Source organism: Streptomyces sp. P17 (genome assembly GCF_032436805.1).
GTDB lineage: Bacteria > Actinomycetota > Actinomycetes > Streptomycetales > Streptomycetaceae > Streptomyces.
Genome location: NZ_JAVRBF010000766.1, coordinates 1 through 275, shown reverse-complemented (window position 1 = coordinate 275; position 275 = coordinate 1). Strand labels below are relative to the sequence as shown.

1 protein-coding gene is annotated in these 275 nt (G+C 65.8%); it reads right to left on the bottom strand.

Annotated elements, in window-relative coordinates:
* On the bottom strand, positions 1–258 hold a 258-nt coding region (locus RMT89_RS42875; RefSeq protein ID WP_315889174.1), incomplete at its 3' end, for a peptidase dimerization domain-containing protein.
* Positions 259–275 lie beyond the last annotated feature (17 nt).

Here is a 275-nt window from a genome sequence, read left to right as displayed (position 1 = left end):
CGGGCTCGCGGTGCCCGTCACCGGTGGCGGATCGGTATTGCCCGGGAACGTCGCGATCGAGATCTTCTCGTTGGCGATGGTCGAGCGGACATGGTCGGTGACGCTGGCCTCGGTATCGCCCGGCAGCAGGCGGAAATTGACGGTCGCCTCTGCGTTCCCCGGCAGGACATTGTCCTTGTCCCCGGCGTTGAAGATCGTGAGCGCCGTCGTGGTGCGGACCATGGCCTCGGTCGGACCGCTCTTCTCGAACTCCCGCATCAGCAGCGGCTTGAACA